16 protein-coding genes are annotated in these 17,882 nt (G+C 69.5%); 7 read left to right on the forward strand and 9 right to left on the reverse strand.

What is annotated here, in order from left to right; translation table 11 throughout:
* Positions 1-118: 118 nt before the first annotated feature.
* From AB0M01_RS07220 to AB0M01_RS07245, 6 genes are all read right to left on the reverse strand, one after another.
* Entirely contained in the window at positions 119-1,399 is a 1,281-nt protein-coding gene (locus AB0M01_RS07220; RefSeq protein WP_363666462.1) for a thymidine phosphorylase, read from the reverse strand.
* A complete protein-coding gene (locus AB0M01_RS07225) occupies positions 1,396-1,809 on the reverse strand; it encodes a cytidine deaminase (RefSeq protein WP_363666463.1) in 414 nt (137 codons plus the stop codon). The genes AB0M01_RS07220 and AB0M01_RS07225 overlap by 4 nt, the downstream gene beginning before the upstream one ends.
* Positions 1,784-3,067, reverse strand: a complete 1,284-nt coding sequence (locus AB0M01_RS07230; protein ID WP_363666464.1) for an ABC transporter permease — start codon at positions 3,065-3,067, stop codon at positions 1,784-1,786. The genes AB0M01_RS07225 and AB0M01_RS07230 overlap by 26 nt, the downstream gene beginning before the upstream one ends.
* Positions 3,064-4,275: an ABC transporter permease gene (locus tag AB0M01_RS07235; RefSeq protein ID WP_363666466.1), complete on the reverse strand. Its 1,212-nt coding sequence runs from the start codon at positions 4,273-4,275 to the stop codon at positions 3,064-3,066. Before AB0M01_RS07235 ends, AB0M01_RS07230 begins: the two co-directional genes overlap by 4 nt.
* Positions 4,276-5,826, reverse strand: a complete 1,551-nt coding sequence (locus AB0M01_RS07240; protein WP_363666468.1) for an ABC transporter ATP-binding protein — start codon at positions 5,824-5,826, stop codon at positions 4,276-4,278.
* 96 nt (positions 5,827-5,922) lie between these two features.
* A complete protein-coding gene (locus AB0M01_RS07245; protein WP_363666471.1) occupies positions 5,923-6,999 on the reverse strand; it encodes a BMP family ABC transporter substrate-binding protein in 1,077 nt (358 codons plus the stop codon).
* A gap of 297 nt (positions 7,000-7,296) precedes the next feature.
* On the opposite strand from AB0M01_RS07245, the gene AB0M01_RS07250 reads away from it, so the two are divergent.
* Complete coding sequence (locus AB0M01_RS07250) at positions 7,297-8,484, forward strand: amidohydrolase (RefSeq protein WP_363666473.1); 1,188 nt, start codon at positions 7,297-7,299, stop codon at positions 8,482-8,484.
* Here the strand turns inward: AB0M01_RS07250 and AB0M01_RS07255 are convergent.
* Both AB0M01_RS07255 and AB0M01_RS07260 read right to left on the reverse strand, forming a co-directional pair.
* Positions 8,481-10,055: a methylmalonyl-CoA mutase family protein gene (locus AB0M01_RS07255; RefSeq protein ID WP_363666475.1), complete on the reverse strand. Its 1,575-nt coding sequence runs from the start codon at positions 10,053-10,055 to the stop codon at positions 8,481-8,483. The genes AB0M01_RS07250 and AB0M01_RS07255 overlap by 4 nt on opposite strands.
* Before the next feature lie 78 nt (positions 10,056-10,133).
* On the reverse strand, positions 10,134-10,901 hold the full coding sequence (locus AB0M01_RS07260; RefSeq protein ID WP_363666477.1) for a DUF4253 domain-containing protein: 768 nt from the start codon (positions 10,899-10,901) through the stop codon (positions 10,134-10,136).
* Positions 10,902-11,139: 238 nt separating this feature from the next.
* Here AB0M01_RS07260 and AB0M01_RS07265 point away from each other — a divergent pair, with 238 nt between their 5' ends.
* On the forward strand, positions 11,140-12,270 hold the full coding sequence (locus tag AB0M01_RS07265; protein WP_363666479.1) for a glycosyltransferase family 1 protein: 1,131 nt from the start codon (positions 11,140-11,142) through the stop codon (positions 12,268-12,270).
* Positions 12,267-13,406 carry a glycosyltransferase gene (locus AB0M01_RS07270; protein WP_363666481.1) on the forward strand — a complete coding sequence of 380 codons (1,140 nt, stop codon included), beginning with the start codon at positions 12,267-12,269 and terminating at the stop codon, positions 13,404-13,406. Before AB0M01_RS07265 ends, AB0M01_RS07270 begins: the two co-directional genes overlap by 4 nt.
* Before the next feature lie 12 nt (positions 13,407-13,418).
* Here AB0M01_RS07270 and AB0M01_RS07275 read toward each other — a convergent pair whose 3' ends face one another.
* Positions 13,419-14,234: an MBL fold metallo-hydrolase gene (locus AB0M01_RS07275; protein WP_363666483.1), complete on the reverse strand. Its 816-nt coding sequence runs from the start codon at positions 14,232-14,234 to the stop codon at positions 13,419-13,421.
* 312 nt (positions 14,235-14,546) lie between these two features.
* Between AB0M01_RS07275 and sdhC the strand changes: the two genes are divergently transcribed.
* From sdhC to AB0M01_RS07295, 4 genes are read left to right on the forward strand one after another with little or no spacing between them, the layout of a single operon-like run.
* Positions 14,547-14,924: a succinate dehydrogenase, cytochrome b556 subunit gene (sdhC, locus tag AB0M01_RS07280; RefSeq protein WP_363666485.1), complete on the forward strand. Its 378-nt coding sequence runs from the start codon at positions 14,547-14,549 to the stop codon at positions 14,922-14,924.
* A 1-nt stretch (position 14,925) separates the two neighbouring features.
* On the forward strand, positions 14,926-15,381 hold the full coding sequence (locus AB0M01_RS07285) for a succinate dehydrogenase hydrophobic membrane anchor subunit (protein WP_363666487.1): 456 nt from the start codon (positions 14,926-14,928) through the stop codon (positions 15,379-15,381).
* Positions 15,382-15,394: 13 nt separating this feature from the next.
* Positions 15,395-17,137 (forward strand): succinate dehydrogenase flavoprotein subunit, encoded by a 1,743-nt coding sequence (gene sdhA / locus AB0M01_RS07290; RefSeq protein WP_363666489.1) that lies wholly within the window; start codon positions 15,395-15,397, stop codon positions 17,135-17,137.
* Entirely contained in the window at positions 17,137-17,841 is a 705-nt protein-coding gene (locus AB0M01_RS07295) for a succinate dehydrogenase iron-sulfur subunit (protein ID WP_363666491.1), read from the forward strand. Before sdhA ends, AB0M01_RS07295 begins: the two co-directional genes overlap by 1 nt.
* The last annotated feature ends 41 nt before the right edge of the window (positions 17,842-17,882 follow it).

The following is a 17,882-nucleotide window of genomic DNA, read 5'->3' on the forward strand; positions in this document are numbered from 1 at the left end:
CCGCCTTCCCTCGCCGCGACTCACGCGACCGGCGCCCTACTTCGCCTTCCCTCGCCGGCAGCGGTGGGACGTTCCCACCACGTGATCCGGCGGGGCAGCGGCGACCAGCCCCCAGCGATCAGCCGGTGATGCGGTCGATGATCAACGGCTGCGCTTCGTACGGCGTACCGATCTCCACCGCATCGACCAGCGACTCGAGCGCGCGCTCGAAGCGTGCAGGGTCGTCGGCGTGCAGCGTGAGCAGCGGCTGGCCCGCGGTCACCTCGTCGCCCGGCTTGGCGTGCAGCTCGATCCCGGCGACCGGGGAGACCGGGTCTTCCTTGCGCGCCCGGCCCGCGCCCAGACGCCAGGCTGCGACGCCGACGGCCAGGGCGTCCAGGCGGCTCAGTACGCCGGTCGACTCCGCCTTCACCACGTGCTGCTCCGGCGCCACCGGCAGCTCGGCGTCCGGGTCGCCGTCCTGGGCCGCGATCATCCGGCGCCACACGTCCATGGCCGTACCGTCGCGCAGCTTCTCCGCCGGGTCGACATCCGTCACACCAGCAGCCGCGAGCATCTCCGCCGCCAACGCGACGGTCAGCTCGACGACATCCGCCGGGCCGCCACCAGCGAGCACCTCCAGCGACTCGCGCACCTCGAGCGCGTTGCCCGCGGTCAGCCCGAGCGGTGTCGACATGTCGGTCAGCAGCGCGACCGTCTTCACCCCGGCATCCGTGCCCAGGGCAACCATCGTCTCGGCCAGCTCGCGCGCATCCGCGAGGTCCTTCATGAACGCGCCCGTACCGACCTTCACGTCGAGCACCAGCGCACCGGTCCCCTCGGCGATCTTCTTGCTCATGATCGAGCTGGCGATCAGCGGGATCGCCTCGACGGTCCCGGTCACGTCGCGCAGCGCGTACAGCTTCTTGTCGGCCGGCGCGAGCCCGTCGCCCGCCGCGCAGATCACCGCGCCGACGTCCTCGAGCTGGTTCATCAGCTCGGCGTTCGACAGCGCCGCGCGCCAGCCCGGGATCGACTCCAGCTTGTCGAGCGTCCCGCCGGTGTGGCCGAGGCCGCGCCCGGACAGCTGCGGTACGGCGACGCCGCAGGCCGCGACCAAGGGGGCCAGCGGCAACGTGATCTTGTCGCCGACGCCGCCGGTGGAGTGCTTGTCGGCGGTCGGCCGGGACAGCTTCGCGAAGTCCATCCGCTCACCGGAGGCGATCATCGCGGCGGTCCAGCGGGCGATCTCGCGGCGGGTCATCCCGTTCAGCAGGATCGCCATCGCCAGCGAGGACATCTGCTCGTCGGCGACCGCGCCGCGGGTGTAGGCGTCGATCACCCAGTCGATCTGCCCGTCGCTCAGCTCCCCGCGATCACGCTTGGTCCGGATCACGTCCACGGCGTCGAACGACATCATTCCTCCAGGTTCTCCGGCCCGAAGGCCTCCGGCAGCAGCTCGCTCAGCGGCCGGCTACCGGTCTTCGACTCGAGCAGCAGGTTCGGCCCGCCGTGCTCGTGCAGGAGCTGCCGGCATCGCCCGCAGGGGGTCAGCAGCTCCTCGTTGTGGTCGACACAGGTGAAGGCGACGAGCCGTCCGCCGCCGCTCGAGTGCAACTCGGAGACCACGCCGCACTCGGCACAGAGCGTCAGCCCGTACGACGCGTTCTCGACGTTGCACCCGGCAACGATCCGGCCGTCGTCGACCAAGGCGGCCGCACCCACGGCGTACCCGGAGTACGGCGCGTACGCCCGCCGCATCGCTTGCACAGCGGCCGCACGCAGGGCAACCCAGTCGACGTTCTCACTCGGTGACGTAGGGCTCACCATCGGCCTTCGGTGCTCGCACTCGCCCGACCAGCCCGGCCACCGCGATCACCGTCGCCAGGTACGGCGCCATCAGCAGCAGCTCGCCCGGGATCGGGGTCTGGATGATCTGCAGCTGCGACTGCAGCTGGGTCGCGAAGCCGAAGAACAGCGCCGCGACCATCGCGCCGATCGGGTGCCAGCGGCCCATGATCAGCGCGGCCAGCGCGATGAAGCCGTTGCCCGCGGTCATCTCCTTGGAGAACGACCCGGCGTACCCGACGGTGAAGAACGCACCACCGAGCCCCGCCAGCACCCCCGCCCACAGCACAGCGGAGTACCGGACCCGCTTGACCCGGATGCCGACCGTGTCAGCAGCCTTCGGGTGCTCGCCGACCGCGCGCACCCGCAGGCCCCAGCGGGTCTGGAAGAGCACGAACGTGACGACGGCGACCGCGAGATAGGTCAGGTAGACCAGGATCGTCTGGTTGAACAGGATCGGCCCGATGAACGGGATGTCACCGAGCCCCGGGATCTTCAGCGCCGAGAGCACCGTCGGGGTGTTCAGGTTCTCGGCGTCCTCCTGCAGGAACTGGTCGAACAGGTACCCGGTGATACCGGAGGCGAACACCACCAGCACGACGCCGAGCACGACCTGGTTCACCAGGTACTTGATCGAGAAGATCGCCAGCAGCCAGGCCATCAGTACGCCGCTCACCGCGGCCGCGACCAGCGCCGCCACCGCGCTGCCCGTCGTACTGGACACGACGGCCGCGGTGAACGCGCCGACCAGGAACTGGCCCTCGATCGCGATGTTGATGACACCGGCCCGCTCGCACAGCACACCGGCGAGCGCGCCGAGGACCAGCGGGGTCGCGAAGTTCAGCGTGCCCTGGAACTGGTTCGCCAGCGGGAACGTCTTGCCCGCGGCCGCCCAGCACAGGAACGCGCCGATGAAGCAGATCCCCAGCACGACCGCGAGCCAGCCGGAGTACTTCTGCGGCACCCGCCGGACGATGTAGGCGCCCGCGGCAACCAGTCCGAGCACGCCCAGGAAGATCGCCACCGGCTGGGCCGGTACGCCGAGCAGGTTGTTCTGCAGGTCGCCCGAGACCAGCTGGAAGGTGGCCTTGCCGCCGTTGGTGAAGATCGCCAGCCCGAAGCCGATCAGCGCGAAGACGACCATCAGGCCGCCGACGCGCAGCCGCCGGATCCGGTCGGCCGGAGCCTCGATCGCGGCGGGCGCGGGGTCGCGCACCACGTCCTGCACAGAGGAGCTCATCCGTTCCAGCCTTTCGCGAGGACGGCGCCGATCCCGCGTTCCTTGGGCAGGAAGCGGAAGACCGAGCGGACCAGTGCCGGGGCCGCGACGAACAGCACGATCACGGCCTGCAGGACGGTGGTCAGGGTCAGCGGGGTCTGGGTCTGCAGCTGCATCTGCAGGCCGCCGGCGTTCAGCGCGCCGAAGAGCAGGCCGGCCAGGACCGTGCCGAGCGGCGTACCGCGGCCGAGCAGCGCCACGGTGATCGCGTCGAAGCCGATCGACGCGGCGACGCCGTCGGTCAGCGGCAGGTCGGTGCCGAGCACCTGCTGGGTGCCGGCCAGACCGGCCAGCGCGCCGGCCACGACCATCGCGACCAGGTACGCCCGGCCGACCGACATGCCCGCCGTCCGGGAGGCGTCGGCGTTGGCGCCGACCGCGCGCAGCTCGAAGCCGATCGTCGAGCGGTTCAGCAGCCACCAGACGAAGACCGCGGCCAGCAGCGCGAGCAGGAACCCGACGTGCAGCCGGGTGTCGCCCATCTGCGGGTACTGCGCGTTCGCGTCGACGATCGGGCTGATCGGGTCCTCGCGGCCGGGCCGCTTGAAGGCCGTTGTCGTCAGCAACCACTGCAGCAGGTAGATCGCGACGTAGTTGAGCATGATCGTGACGATCACCTCGTGCGCGCCGGTCCGGGCCTTGAGCAACCCGACGACACCGCCCCAGACCGCGCCGCCGATCAGGCCGGCCACGATCGCCAGCACCAGGTGCAGGACCGGCGGCAGGTGCCAGGCGAAACCGACGTACGCCGCCAGGATCGCGCCGATGATCAGCTGTCCCTGGGCGCCGATGTTGAACAGACCGGTCCGGAACGCCAGCGAGACCGCGAGGCCGCCGCAGATCAGCGGCGTCGCCTGGGTCAGCGACTCGGCGATCGGGTTCATCCCGCCGAGCGCACCGACCGCGAGCGCCTTGTACGCCTCGCCGACCGCGGTCGCGGCGGCCGACAGGGTGTCCAGCGGCGCGGCACCGAAGTACCCGACGGCGGCCTTCACCTCGTCGTCGCCGACGATGATCAGGATCGCGCCGACGACCAGCGCCAGCACGATCGCGCTCAGCGAGACCAGGCCCTGGACCGCCCAGGACGGCAGCCCGCTGGTCGCGGGCTCCTTCACCGGGCTCGCGGGCGCCGGCGTCTGCTCCGGCTCGGTGGCCGTGTCGTTGCTCATCTAGATGGTTCCCAACGTCGTCGGGTGCTCGGTCGCCTCGGCCTCGGCCTCACGTTTGCTGGCGCCGGCCATCATCAGGCCCAGCTCGTCGCGGGGCGTGTCGGACGGTACGACGCCGACCACCTTGCCGCGGTACATCACCGCGACCCGGTCGGCCAGCGCGGCGATCTCGTCCAGCTCGGTGGACACGATCAGCACCGCCGTCCCCTGGTCGCGCTCGCGCACGATCCGGGTGTGCAGGAACTCGATCGAGCCGACGTCGACCCCGCGGGTCGGCTGCGAGGCGACCAGCAGCTTCAGCGGCCGGGACAGCTCCCGGGCCAGCACGACCTTCTGCTGGTTGCCGCCGGACAGCGACGAGACCGGCAGGTCCGCGCCCTGGGTGCGGATGTCGAACTCCTCGATCCGGGCGTGCGCGTTCTTCTCGATCTCGTCGGTGCGCAGCGACAGCCCGCGACCGAACGGCTCGTTGCGGAACAGGTCGAGGACCAGGTTCTCGGCGACCGTGAACGGCCCGACGAAACCGTCGTGACCGCGGTCCTCGGGCACGTAGCCGATCCCGGCGTCGAGCCGGTCCCGGGTGCTGCGGCCGGTCAGGTCGACACCGTCCACGGAGATCTTGCCGGCCGCGATCGGGGTCAGCCCGAGCAGCGCCTCGGCCAGCTCGGTCTGGCCGTTGCCCTGGACACCGGCCACGGCGAGGATCTCACCGGCCCGGACCTGCAGGTCGACCGCGTCGACGGCGGTGAACCCCCGCTCGTCGATCACGGTCAGGCCTTCGATGGTGAGCACCGGTTCGCCCGGCTGGGCCGGCTCCTTGTCGACCACCAGGTCGACCGCGCGGCCGACCATCAGCTCGGCCAGCTCCTCCTCGGACGCCGACGGCTCGGCGCTGCCGACCACCTTGCCCCGGCGGATCACGGTGATCTTGTCCGCGATCGCCTTGACCTCCTTGAGCTTGTGGGTGATGAAGACGATCGAGGTGCCGTTCTCCTTGAGCTGGCGCATCACCGTGATCAGCTCGTCGATCTCGGCCGGGGTGAGCACCGCGGTGGGCTCGTCCAGGATCAGCACCCGGGCGTCGTTGGTGAGCGCCTTGATGATCTCGACCCGCTGCTGCACACCGACCGGGATGTCCTCGACCAGCGCCTCGGGGTCCACCTCGAAGCCGTACCGGTCGGACAGCTCGCTGACCAGCGCGTGCGCCTTCTTGCGGTCCAGGACGCCGGCCGCCCGGGTGTTCTCGCGGCCGAGCATGATGTTCTCGGCGACGGTGAACACCGGGACCAGCATGAAGTGCTGGTGCACCATGCCGATGCCGTGGCTGATCGCGTCGCTGGGCGAGGTGATCGCGACCTTCTGGCCGTCGATCACGATCTCGCCGGAGTCGGGCTGCAGCAGCCCGTAGAGCATGTTCATCAGGGTCGACTTGCCGGCCCCGTTCTCACCGAGCAGGCAGTGGATCTCACCCGGTTCGATGACCAGGTCGATGTGGTCGTTGGCGACCAGCGAGCCGAAGCTCTTGGTCAGGCCGGACAGCTCGAGATGCATGCGGGCAGCCTCTCCTCAGACGGCGAGCCAGGAAGGCGACCCCGGTGGGGGTTCCGCCTTCCTGGCTCGCACCGTACTACGTGGTACAGCCGTCGGTCAGGAGGCCTTCGGCTGGGCCTTCGACGCGACCGGGACCTTGCCGCTGATGATGTCGGCCTTCAGCGTCTCCAGCTCGGTCTTCAGCTCGGCCGGGACCTTGCTGTCGAACTCGTGGAACGGCGCCAGCGACGTACCGCCGTTGTCCAGGGTGCCGATGAACTGGCTGTTGTCGAACTTGTTGTCGACCACCGAGGTGACCGCGTCCTGGACGGCGACGTCCATGCCCTTCTTGACGCTGGTGATCAGCACCGAGCAGTACTCCGCGGCGCTCTCGCAGCCGTCGGTGTCGACCCAGATCGCGTTCACCTTGCCGTTGCTGGCCTTGGCCGCCTGCAGACCGCCCAGACCGGACGGGCCGGCCACCGGGAAGATGATGTCGGCGCCCTGGGTGATCAGGTTCTGCGCGGTGTTCTGGCCCTTGGCCTTGTCCTCGAAGTCACCGGTGAACAGACCGGACTGCTTGGCGTCGTCCCAGCCCAGCACCTGGACGTTCTTGCCCTTGGCCTGGTTGTAGTAGCGCACGCCCTCGGCGAAGCCGTCCATGAAGATGGTCACCGGCGGGATCTTGATGCCGCCGAAGGTGCCGACCTTGCCCGAGGTGGACATCGCGGCGGCCAGGTAGCCGGCCTGGAAGCTGGACTGCGCGGTGTTGAAGCCGAGCGGCTTGACGTTGGCGATCGGCTTGGCCGGGGCCGAGTCGACGATCGCGAACTTGATGTCGGGGTTGGCCGCGGCCGCCTTGTCGGTGGCGTCCTCGAGCTTGAACCCGACCGCGACGATGACCTTGCAGCCGGCCTGGACCATCGCGGTCATGTTGGTCGGGTAGTCGTTGTCCGACTTCGACTCGGCCTTGACCTCGGTCAGCCCCTTCTCCTTGACCGCGGCCTGGAGGCCGGCGTACGAGGTCTGGTTGAACGACTTGTCGTCGAACCCACCCGAGTCGGAGACCATGCAGGCCTTGAAGTCCTTGTTGGCGCTGCCGCCGGCCGAGTCCTCGGTCGGCTTGCTGCCACACGCGGCGACGGCGAGCGTCACCGCGCCCACGATCGCCAGTCCCCGCACGTACTTCTTCACCGGACGTCTCCTTCGTCGAACCGATTGCCTGTTGCGCGGCACGCCTTCCCCAGCGGGCCGCATCCGCAGACTATAGGGGCCGCTCCCACATTCTTTGAACGTCAAGACGGCCTCGATACCGGAAAGTGACCGGCACTTTCGTCACAACTCCGCAACTTCTCCCGATCGGTCACGGAGCGCAGGTTCGCTGTCACCGAGCGCCTCCACGCCGTCTCGGCGCGATCAGAATCGGTCACGCTGGGTAGCCGCGATGGCGGCCCTCGCGGGCCGGTCGTCACCGGGTGAGATGATCGCCCGATGGGAAACTCGCGCCACCTGTTGCTGTCCGAGGTCGGGGCTCGCGTCGAGGGGGTGCGGGAGGAGGCCGTCGCGCTGCGGCGGGACCTCCACGCGCACCCGGAGCTCGGCTGGCACGAGGTGCGCACGACCGAGGTGATCAGGCAACGACTTGTCGACGCCGGCCTGTCCCCGCAGGTGCTGCCGACCGGGACCGGGCTGATCTGCGACATCGGCTCGGGTGACACCTGCGTGGCGCTGCGCGCGGACATCGACGCGCTGCCGGTGCCGGACGGCGTACCGAATCCCTGGCGTTCCACGATCGACGGCGTCGCGCACGCCTGCGGGCACGACATCCACACGTCGGCGCTGGTCGGCGCCGCGCTGGTGCTGGCCGGGATGGCGCGCGACGGTCTGCTCGACCGGCGGGTGCGGCTGATCTTCCAGCCCGCCGAGGAGGTGATGCCCGGCGGCGCGTTGGGTGTGATCGCTGCCGGCGGCCTGGACGGCGTACGGCGGATCTACGGGCTGCACTGCGACCCGCGGCTGCAGGTCGGCCAGGTCGGGCTGCGCGTCGGCGCGCTGACTGCGGCGGCTGACCGGATCCTGGTTCGGCTGACCGGGCCCGGCGGGCACACGTCGCGGCCGCACCTGACCGGGGACCTGGTCTACGCGCTGGCGACGCTCGTCACCGAGCTCCCGGCTGCGCTGTCGCGGCGCGTCGACCCGCGGGCGGGAATGTCGCTGGTCTGGGGCCGGATCACGTCCGGCTCGGCCGCGAACGCGATCCCGGCCCGCGGCGAGGCCGAGGGCACGCTGCGCTGCCTCGACGTGAACGCGTGGCGGCTGGCCGCCGAGCTGATCCCGGGGCTCGCGGAGCAGCTGGTCGCGCCGTACGGCGTACAGGTGGACACCGAGGTCACGCATGGCGTTCCGCCGGTGATGAACGACGCTGCGGCTATTGAGGTGTTCCGGTCTGCTGTCGAGCAGACGTTGGATTCGGATGCTCTTGCGCAGACCGATCAGAGCCTGGGCGGCGAGGACTTCGCGTGGTACCTCGAGCACGTGCCGGGGGCGATGGCGCGGCTCGGGGTGCGACCGGTTGGTCAGGACAGCGCTGCTGATCTGCACACGCCGGGCTTCGATCCGTCCGAGGACGCGATCGACTTGGGGACGAAGATCCTGGTGTCCTCGGCGCTGTTGGACTAGAAGGCGTCGGTGGGGACGTAAACGCCCCACACTTCGCGCAGCGCGTTGCAGACCTCGCCGACCGTTGCGCGGGCCTTCAGCGCCTCCTTCATCGGGTACAGGCAGTTGTCGTTGCCCCGGGCAGCGTTCTGCAGCTCGGCGAGCGCCTTGTCGACGGCCGTCTGGTCGCGCTCGGCGCGCAGCGTCGCCAGCCGCGCGACCTGCTGCGCCTCGATCGCCGGGTCGACGCGGAGCGGCTCGTACGGCTCCTCCTCGGCGGCCTGGAACTTGTTGAGTCCGACAACGACCCGCTCGCCGCTGTCGATCTCCAGCGCGATCTTGTACGCCGACCGCTCGATCTCCTGCTTCTGGAAGCCTTTCTCGATCGCCGCCACCGCGCCGCCGTACTCCTCGACCTGCTCCATCAGCTCCCGCGCCGCGGCCTCGACCTCGTCGGTCAGCGCCTCCACGACGTACGAGCCGGCGAACGGGTCGACGGTCGCGGTCACGTCGGTCTCGTACGCGAGCACCTGCTGCGTCCGCAGCGCCAGCCGCGCCGCCTTCTCGGTGGGGAGCGCGATCGCCTCGTCGTACGAGTTGGTGTGCAAGGACTGCGTGCCACCCAGTACGGCGGCCAGCCCCTGCACGGCGACCCGCACGAGGTTGACCTCAGGCTGCTGCGCCGTCAGCTGCACCCCCGCGGTCTGCGTGTGGAACCGCAGCATCAGCGACTTCGGGTTCTTCGCCCCGAACTCGTCCCGCATCACCTGCGCCCAGATCCGCCGCGCCGCCCGGAACTTCGCCACCTCCTCCAGCAGCGTGGTCCGCGCGACGAAAAAGAACGACAACCGCGGCGCGAACGCGTCGACATCGAGCCCGGCGGCAACGGCGGCCCGCACGTACTCGATCCCGTCCGCCAGCGTGAACGCGATCTCCTGCGCGGGCGTCGCTCCCGCCTCGGCCATGTGGTACCCGGAGATCGAGATCGTGTTCCACCGCGGCAACTCGGCCTGGCAGTACCCGAAGATGTCACTGATCAGCCGCAGCGACTCCTTCGGCGGGTAGATGTAGGTCCCCCGCGCGATGTACTCCTTGAGCACGTCGTTCTGAATCGTCCCCGTCAGCTTGTCGCCACTGACCCCCTGCTCCTCGGCAACCAACTGGTAGAGCAACAGCAGCACGGACCCCGGCGCGTTGATCGTCATCGACGTCGACACCTGATCCAGCGGAATCCTGTCGAACAAGATCCGCATGTCATCGATCGAGTCGATCGCCACCCCGACCTTGCCGACCTCCCCGTGCGCCAGCTCGGCATCGGAGTCGTACCCCATCTGCGTAGGCAGATCGAAGGCCACCGACAACCCCATGGTCCCCGCATCGATCAGCTGGTGATACCGCTGATTCGACTCCTTGGCCGTCCCGAACCCGGCGTACTGCCGCATCGTCCAGGGCCGCTGCGTGTACATGGTCGGGTAGACCCCCCGCGTGAACGGGTACTCCCCCGGCTCTCCGAGCTTCTCCGCCGGATCGAACCCGTCGAGCGGCCCATACACAGCCTTGAAGTCCGACCCGGACTCGGTCTGATGGCTCATCCCCTTACGGTAAGCCGCCCAGTACGCGGACTGGTACGCCGTACGTGGTGAGATCGAGCACGCAGGGTGAGCGGGGTCTCAGTCCCACCAGAAGGACCAACTGTTGGCGTCCTGGATCGCTTCGGCGTACTCGCGGAGGGACCCCGCGCCCTGGTCGATGTTGTCCGGACAGAACGCGAAGTGCTCCGCGGCCACCTGGAGAGCGTGGGCCTCGGAGGTGGGCGGGGCGGCCACGCTGACATCGAGGGTGTCGAAGCCCACCTTCACGACCCGCGCACCGAACCGGTCCTCCCAGCTGCGCAGGACCGCCGCCAGCGGAGCGATCTCGTTGGAGTGGTTGAGCGGCCCGTTCCAGCCGACCACGGCGAGCAGGTCGGCGGTGCGGGCGGCCTTCGTGAGAAGCAGTCGCGACGTGGGCAACGGCTGCTCGTCGGTGGCCAGCCAGATCGCGAGGTCCTCGGGTGATTCGGTCGGTGCTCCGGGAGCAGCGAGGCCGGGAAAGCTGATCCCGAACGGATCGAGAGCCTCCGCGGACTCCTCGTCGTCCTCGACCACCTCCGCCCAGAAGGCCTGCAGGACTCCGGCGGGGTCGTGGCTGTCGACCGCTGCCACCGACTCAGGCGTCAGCCCGCTCGGGTCGAACCACGGCAGCCTGACGTCGTGGTCGAGAGCCTCGGCGATGACCGGCCAGAGCCCCGTAGGAGCATGGTCGACGACCAGGCGGCGGTAGAGCTCCAGGTCGACCGGCCCCTCGCTGAGCCAGTAGAGCGGAGCGTCGTCGGTCAACCCGATCAGCTGACCTGCGGGAAGATCAGCGGGAAGCAGAGCACGGAGGCCTTCGGTCACGACGGTTCCTCGGGGTTGGCGGTGGGTGCGTCGCCTGAGCCTAGAGAGCCCCACCGACAACCACTCGGCGGCGTACCGCGACCGCTCGGTGACGCCCGGTGTTCGGCTCGCAGCAACCGGCGATCGTTTGGTGGTTACCGAGTGGTCACCCCGTGGCCGGGACAGCGTCGCCAGGGGATCGGGCTTCGGTCACGGAGGCGTCGCCGAGGGTTCACCGGCGGGCGGGAACCTTCGAGGCGTGCGCATCGTGATGGTCGCTGAGTCCTTCCTGCCGCAGATCAATGGCGTGGCGAACACGGTTCGTCATGTCGCCGACCGGTTGCTCGAGCGCGGGCACGAGCTGCTGATCATTGCCGCCGGCCCGGGGCCGGACACCTACCACGGGGTGCGGGTGCTCCGGGCACGGAGCTTCGGGATCCCGGGGTACAAGGAGTTCCCGGTCGGGTTGCCCGACCCGGGGATCGAGCGGGCGATGGCCGAGTTCCGGCCGGAGCTGGTGCATCTGGCGTCGCCGTTCATCCTGGGCGCGTACGGGCTGCGGGCCGCGCGGCGGCTCGGGCTGCCGACGGTGGCGATCTTCCAGACCGACATCGCCGGGTTCGCGCGGCAGTACCCGTGGTTCGCGAAGACCGACCGGGCCGTGTGGGCGTGGCTGCGGCGGACGCACTCGCGGGTCGACCGGACGCTGGCGCCGTCGTCGGCGGCGATGGCGCAGCTGGTGCAGGCCGGCGTACCGCGGGTTCAGCACTGGGGCCGCGGCGTGAACCTCGATCTGTTCGATCCGGGCCATCGCGACGAGGCCTGGCGGCGCGAGATCTCTCCCGAGGGCAAGCCGATCGTCGGGTACGTCGGGCGCCTGGCCGCGGAGAAGAAGGTACGACGGCTCGCGGAGCTGGCCGAGCTCGACTGCCAGGTGGTGGTCGTGGGCGACGGGCCGGACCGGGCCTCACTCGAGCAGAAGTTGCCGCAAGCAACCTTCCTCGGGATGCGCCGAGGGGCCGAGCTGGCGTCGATCTTCGCCGGGCTGGACGTGTTCGTGCACACCGGTGAGCACGAGACGTTCTGCCAGACGATCCAGGAGGCGCAGGCCTCAGGGGTGGCTGTGGTCGGGCCGGCCGCGGGCGGTCCGCTGGATCTGATCCACCCGGGCGAGAACGGGCTGCTGTTCGAGCCGGGACAGCCCGGGTCGCTGAAGGACGCGGTCGCGTTCGTGCTCGACAACCCGGACGCGCGGGCGTCGATGGCGGCGCACGGCCTGCGGCGGGTGCAGACGCGGACCTGGCCGGCGGTGGTCGACGACCTGGTCGACCGGCACTACGCGGAAGTCCTGGCCGAGCACGCCCCGACGCGGGTCCGGCGGGCCGCATGACCCTGCTCACGCCGTACGGCGAACAGCCGCGCACCGGCCTGCGGATCGCCCAGCTGGCGAACTTCGTCGGCCCGACCTCCGGCGGGATGCGGACCGCGATCGAGCACCTCGGGCAGGGCTACGTCGAGGCCGGCGCCGAACGCATCCTGATCACCCCGGGCGAGCGCGACAGCGTGACCCGGACCGAGCACGGCACGATCGTGAAGATGAAGGCGCCGAAGGTCGGCGGCGGCTACCGGCTGATCACCGACCCGTGGCGGGTGATCGAGACGCTGGAGCGCTTCGAGCCGACCACGGTCGAGATCTCCGACAAGTCGACGCTGCTCCCGGTCGCGCGCTGGGCGAAGAAGAACGACATCGGCTCGGTGCTGTTCAGCCACGAGCGCCTCGACGCGATGCTGTCGCTCAGGACCGGGCGGCAACTGGGAGTCGCCGCGACGGTCGGAGCCCTCTACAAACTCCTCAGCCGCACGTACGACGCGGTGGTGGTCACCAGCCGGTACGCCGCCGCCGAGTTCGACGAGGTCACCACCCCGTTGATCCGGATCCCGCTCGGCGTAGACCTGGAGACCTTCCACCCCTCGCGCGCCGAACCGGTCGACGACGGGCTGCTCAAACTCGTTCACGCCGGCCGCCTCTCGCGCGAGAAGAGCCCGCACCTCGCCGTCGCGACCGCCGCGGAGCTGCACCGTCGCGGCGTACCGCTGCGGATGGACGTGTACGGCTCCGGCCCGCACCTCGACGAGCTGATCGCGATCGCCGGCAACGCGCCGATCCACTTCCACGGCTACGTCGACGGCCGTACGACGCTCGCCCGGCACCTCGCCGAGGCGGACATCGCACTGTCGGTCTGCCCCGGCGAGACCTTCGGCCTGGCTGTGCTCGAAGCGCTTGCCGCCGGTACGCCGGTGGTCACCGCGAACACCGGCGGCGCCCGCGAGCTGGTCGACGAGACCTGCGGCCGCTGGGCGCCGGCTGATCCGCGGGCGCTCGCGGACGCCGTACAGGAACTGATCACGGTCCCCGGCCGCAGAGCCGCGGCCCGGGCGCGGGCCGAGCTCTACGACTGGGACTCGTGCGTTCAGCACATGCTCAAACTGCACACCCAACTCACGCAGGACCGCCTGGCGGCCTGAGCCGACGCGACCTCAGGTCAGGTGGTCGAAGTCTCCGCGGACCCACGCAGCGTGCCGGTCCGCGGAGAACCGGACGACCTGCTTGGCGTTCACCGGGATCGAACCGCCGAAGTTCCCGTACAGCCGGTCGTAGGCGAACCCGTCGAGCGCCTTCGCGACCCGGTCCACGACCGCGCCGGACAGCGGGATCCGGTTCGGGTACGAGCGCATGAAGCTCACCGACGTACGGTCCGGGTTCGCGAACACGGTGTCCCCGGCAAGGATCACACCCTTGCCCTCGGCCCCCTCTGCCCAGTGCACGACCGCGCTGCCGGGGAAGTGACCGCCCGGCTGGATCAGCGTGACGCCCGGCAGCAGGTCGAGCGTGCCCGACCACGTCTGGATCACCGGGTCCTGCCGTGCGACCCACTCGGCGTCCGCCTCGGACACGTACACCGGTACGCCGCCCAGCCGCTTGCTCCACTCCACTTGGACGCCGAACATGTGCGGGTGGCTGGCGATGATCGCCTTCACCTCACCGAGCGCCGCCACCGCCTCGACGGCCGCGTCGTCCAGGAACCCGATCGGGTCCCAGAGCAGGTTCCCCTCGCTCGTGCTGACCAGCATCGACTGCTGCCCGATCCCCGCGCCGGGCTCCGAGGTGATCCCGTGCAGCCCGGGCTCGACCTCCTTGAGCTTCACCGTGTACCCCGCCGCGGCCAGCTCCTCCAGCGTCGTCCAGTGCTGGCCGTCGGCCGGCACCCACTGCCGCTCGTCGGCGCAGATCGCGCACACCTCGACCTGCTCGCTGTGCTCGACCGCGCAGGTCGCACAGATCCAGAAGTTCATCGTCCGTCCCCTCTTCTCGGTGTCCCGCTGCCGACACTAGGCGCGCAAAGGGCAACGGGAGAGGGCCAATCGCGGTGGGATCTGCTGGGCAGATCGGGCGAGATCACCCGACTCAGTGAGCCCGATCACTACCCGCGACACCCGGGAGATCGATGTCACATGAGGACCGTCGGGAAAGGGTTCGGCACAGCGATAGCATCAGAAACGGTCTGGTTCCCTTCCGGGCCGAGCCGATCGCGGCCGCAGCTGAGTCCCCCGCCCCCGGAGTCGCGTCCCCCGGCTCTCGGTCTGTCGTCCGATCGGAGGATCGGTTTGCCCAGCAAACCAGCCGGCACCCTGTACCGCGGCCGCGAGGGCATGTGGTCGTGGGTGGCGCACCGGATCACCGGCGTCGGGATCTTCTTCTTCCTGCTGGTGCACGTGCTCGACACCGCGCTGGTCCGGGTCTCCCCGGAGGCGTACAACGAGGTGATCGGCACCTACAAGAACCCGATCGTCGGCCTGATGGAGGTCGGGCTGGTCGCCGCGATCCTGTTCCACGCCTTCAACGGCGTCCGGCTGATCCTGGTCGACTTCTGGGCCAAGGGCCCGCGCTACCAGCGCCAGCTGATGATCGGCGTCGGCGTCGTCTGGGTGGTCCTGTTCGTGCCGTTCGTGATCCGGCACCTGACGCACGTCTTCGGAGGCTGAGATGACCGACATCGCCCAGCCCCGCTCCTCCAGCCGGGCCCGCTCGCTCAAGGGCGGCGGCCGCAACCGCTCCGGCCAGACCAACTTCGAGCTGTACGGCTGGCTGTTCATGCGGCTGTCCGGCCTGGCCCTGGTCGTGCTGGTGCTCGGCCACCTGTTCACCAACCTGATGCTCGGCGACGGCATCAACGCGCTCGACTTCGGTTTCGTGGCCGGCAAGTGGGCCAACCCGCTGTGGCAGGTCTGGGACCTGCTGATGCTGTGGCTGGCGATGCTGCACGGCACCAACGGGATGCGCACGATCATCAACGACTACGCCGAGAAGGACCAGACCAGGTTCTGGCTGAAGGCCCTGCTGATCACCGCCTCGATCGTGATCGTGGTGCTCGGCACCCTGGTCATCTTCACCTTCGACCCCTGCCTGGACCCGCACAGCACGCTGTCGGTCTGCAAGTAAGGACAGTTCTCAGATGCAACGGCATCAGTACGACGTAGTGATCGTGGGCGCCGGCGGCGCCGGGATGCGGGCCGCGCTGGAGTCCAGCAAGCGCACCCGGACCGCCGTCCTCACCAAGCTCTACCCGACCCGGTCGCACACCGGCGCGGCCCAGGGCGGCATGTGCGCCGCGCTGGCCAACGTCGAGGAGGACAACTGGGAGTGGCACACCTTCGACACCGTCAAGGGCGGTGACTTCCTGGTCGACCAGGACGCCGCCGAGGTGATGTGCCGTGAGGCCGTCGACGCCGTCCTCGACCTGGAGAAGATGGGCCTGCCGTTCAACCGGACGGCCGAGGGCAAGATCGACCAGCGCTTCTTCGGCGGCCACACCCGCAACCACGGCGAGGCCGTCGTACGCCGGTCCTGCTTCGCGGCGGACCGCACCGGCCACATGATCCTGCAGACGCTGTACCAGCAGTGCATCAAGCAGAACGTCGAGTTCTTCAACGAGTTCTACGTGCTCGACCTGCTGATGGTCGGCGGCCGCTCGACCGGTGTCGTGGCCTACGAGCTGGCCACCGGTGAGCTGCACATCTTCTCGGCCAAGTCGGTCATCTTCGCCTCCGGCGGCTTCGGCAAGGTCTTCCGGACGACGTCCAACGCGCACACGCTCACCGGCGACGGCATGGGCATCGTGTGGCGCAAGGGGCTGCCGCTGGAGGACATGGAGTTCTTCCAGTTCCACCCGACCGGTCTGGCCGGCCTCGGCGTACTGCTGTCGGAGGCCGCCCGCGGTGAGGGCGGAATCCTGCGCAACAAGGACAACGAGCGGTTCATGGAGCGCTACGCGCCGACCGTGAAGGACCTCGCGCCGCGCGACATGGTCGCCCGCGCGATGGCCAACGAAGTCCGCGAAGGCCGCGGCTGCGGGCCGGACGGTGCGTACGTGATGCTCGACCTGACCCACCTCGAGCCCGCGCACATCGACGCGAAGCTGCCCGACATCACCGAGTTCGCCCGGACCTACCTCGGCGTCGAGCCGTACACCGAGCAGATCCCGGTCTTCCCGACCGCGCACTACGCGATGGGCGGCATCCCGACCAACATCCGCGGCGAGGCGCTGGCCAACAACGACGACGTCATCCCCGGCCTGTACGCCGCCGGCGAGGTCGCCTGCGTGTCCGTGCACGGCGCCAACCGGCTCGGCACGAACTCGCTGCTCGACATCAACGTCTTCGGGCGGCGCGCGGGGATCGCGGCCGCGGAGTACGCCGCGACGGCCGAGTTCGAGGAGCTGCCGGAGGCGCCGGAGCAGTTCGTCGTCGACCTGGTCGAAGGGCTGCGGGACGCGACCGGCTCCGAGCGGGTGGCCGCGATCCGGTCCGACCTGCAGGCGACGATGGACCTGAACGCGCAGGTGTACCGGACCGAAGGCTCGCTGAAGCAGGCGCTGGTCGACATCGAGGCGCTGAAGACGCGGTTCGCGAACGTCGCCGTACAGGACAAGGGCAAGCGGTTCAACACCGATCTGCTCGAAGCCGTCGAGCTGGGCTTCCTGATCGACCTGGCCGAGGTGCTGGTCGTGTCGGCGCTGGAGCGCAAGGAGTCGCGCGGCGGGCACTTCCGCGAGGACTACGACAAGCGCGACGACGTGAACTTCATGCGGCACACGATGGCCTACCGCGAGGTCGATGCCGACGGCAACACCAACATCAGGCTGGACTACAAGCCGGTCGTCCAGACTCGCTACAAGCCGATGGAGCGCAAGTACTGATGGACGTCAAGGTCAAGATCCTCCGGTACAACCCGGAGGTCACCGAGGAGTCCGAGTGGATCACCTACTCGGTCACCCTGCAGCCGACGGACCGGGTGCTCGACGCGCTGCACAAGATCAAGTGGGAGCAGGACGGCACCCTCACCTTCCGCCGCTCCTGCGCGCACGGCGTCTGCGGCTCGGACGCGATGCGGATCAACGGCCGCAACCGGCTCGCCTGCAAGACCCTGATCAAGGACCTGAACCCCGACAAGGAAATCACCGTCGAGCCGATCAAGGGGCTCGCGGTCCTCAAGGACCTCGTCGTCGACATGGAGCCCTTCTTCGACGCGTACCGCTCGGTGATGCCGTTCCTGGTCACCAGCGGGCACGAGCCGACCCGCGAGCGCATCCAGTCCCAGGCCGACCGGGACCGTTTCGACGACACCACCAAGTGCATCCTCTGCGCGGCCTGCACGACCTCCTGCCCGGTCTTCTGGTCCGACGGCCAGTACTTCGGCCCCCAGGCGATCGTCGGCGCGCACCGCTTCATCTTCGACAGCCGCGACGAGGGCACCGAGCAGCGCCTGGAAATCCTGAACGACAAGGAAGGCGTGTGGCGCTGCCGCACGACGTTCAACTGCACCGACGCTTGCCCGCGGGGTATCGAGGTCACGAAGGCGATCCAGGAAGTGAAGCGAGCGCTGATCTTCCGGCGGGTGTGAGAGCATCCAGCCGCGCAACAGCCGCCGCGCTTGCCGTTCCA

The organism is Kribbella sp. NPDC051770, assembly GCF_040681455.1.
Taxonomy (GTDB): Bacteria; Actinomycetota; Actinomycetes; order Propionibacteriales; family Kribbellaceae; genus Kribbella.

What these genes read in the sequence shown, in the direction of transcription:
- AB0M01_RS07220 (WP_363666462.1), bottom strand. Translation starts at nt 1,399, where the DNA reads ATGATGTCGTTCGACGCCGTGGACGTGATCCGGACCAAGCGTGATCGC.
- AB0M01_RS07225 (WP_363666463.1), bottom strand. Translation starts at nt 1,809, where the DNA reads ATGGTGAGCCCTACGTCACCGAGTGAGAACGTCGACTGGGTTGCCCTG.
- AB0M01_RS07230 (WP_363666464.1), bottom strand. Translation starts at nt 3,067, where the DNA reads ATGAGCTCCTCTGTGCAGGACGTGGTGCGCGACCCCGCGCCCGCCGCG.
- AB0M01_RS07235 (WP_363666466.1), bottom strand. Translation starts at nt 4,275, where the DNA reads ATGAGCAACGACACGGCCACCGAGCCGGAGCAGACGCCGGCGCCCGCG.
- AB0M01_RS07240 (WP_363666468.1), bottom strand. Translation starts at nt 5,826, where the DNA reads ATGCATCTCGAGCTGTCCGGCCTGACCAAGAGCTTCGGCTCGCTGGTC.
- AB0M01_RS07250 (WP_363666473.1), top strand. Translation starts at nt 7,297, where the DNA reads ATGGGAAACTCGCGCCACCTGTTGCTGTCCGAGGTCGGGGCTCGCGTC.
- AB0M01_RS07255 (WP_363666475.1), bottom strand. Translation starts at nt 10,055, where the DNA reads ATGAGCCATCAGACCGAGTCCGGGTCGGACTTCAAGGCTGTGTATGGG.
- AB0M01_RS07270 (WP_363666481.1), top strand. Translation starts at nt 12,267, where the DNA reads ATGACCCTGCTCACGCCGTACGGCGAACAGCCGCGCACCGGCCTGCGG.
- AB0M01_RS07275 (WP_363666483.1), bottom strand. Translation starts at nt 14,234, where the DNA reads ATGAACTTCTGGATCTGTGCGACCTGCGCGGTCGAGCACAGCGAGCAG.
- AB0M01_RS07285 (WP_363666487.1), top strand. Translation starts at nt 14,926, where the DNA reads ATGACCGACATCGCCCAGCCCCGCTCCTCCAGCCGGGCCCGCTCGCTC.
- sdhA (WP_363666489.1), top strand. Translation starts at nt 15,395, where the DNA reads ATGCAACGGCATCAGTACGACGTAGTGATCGTGGGCGCCGGCGGCGCC.
- AB0M01_RS07295 (WP_363666491.1), top strand. Translation starts at nt 17,137, where the DNA reads ATGGACGTCAAGGTCAAGATCCTCCGGTACAACCCGGAGGTCACCGAG.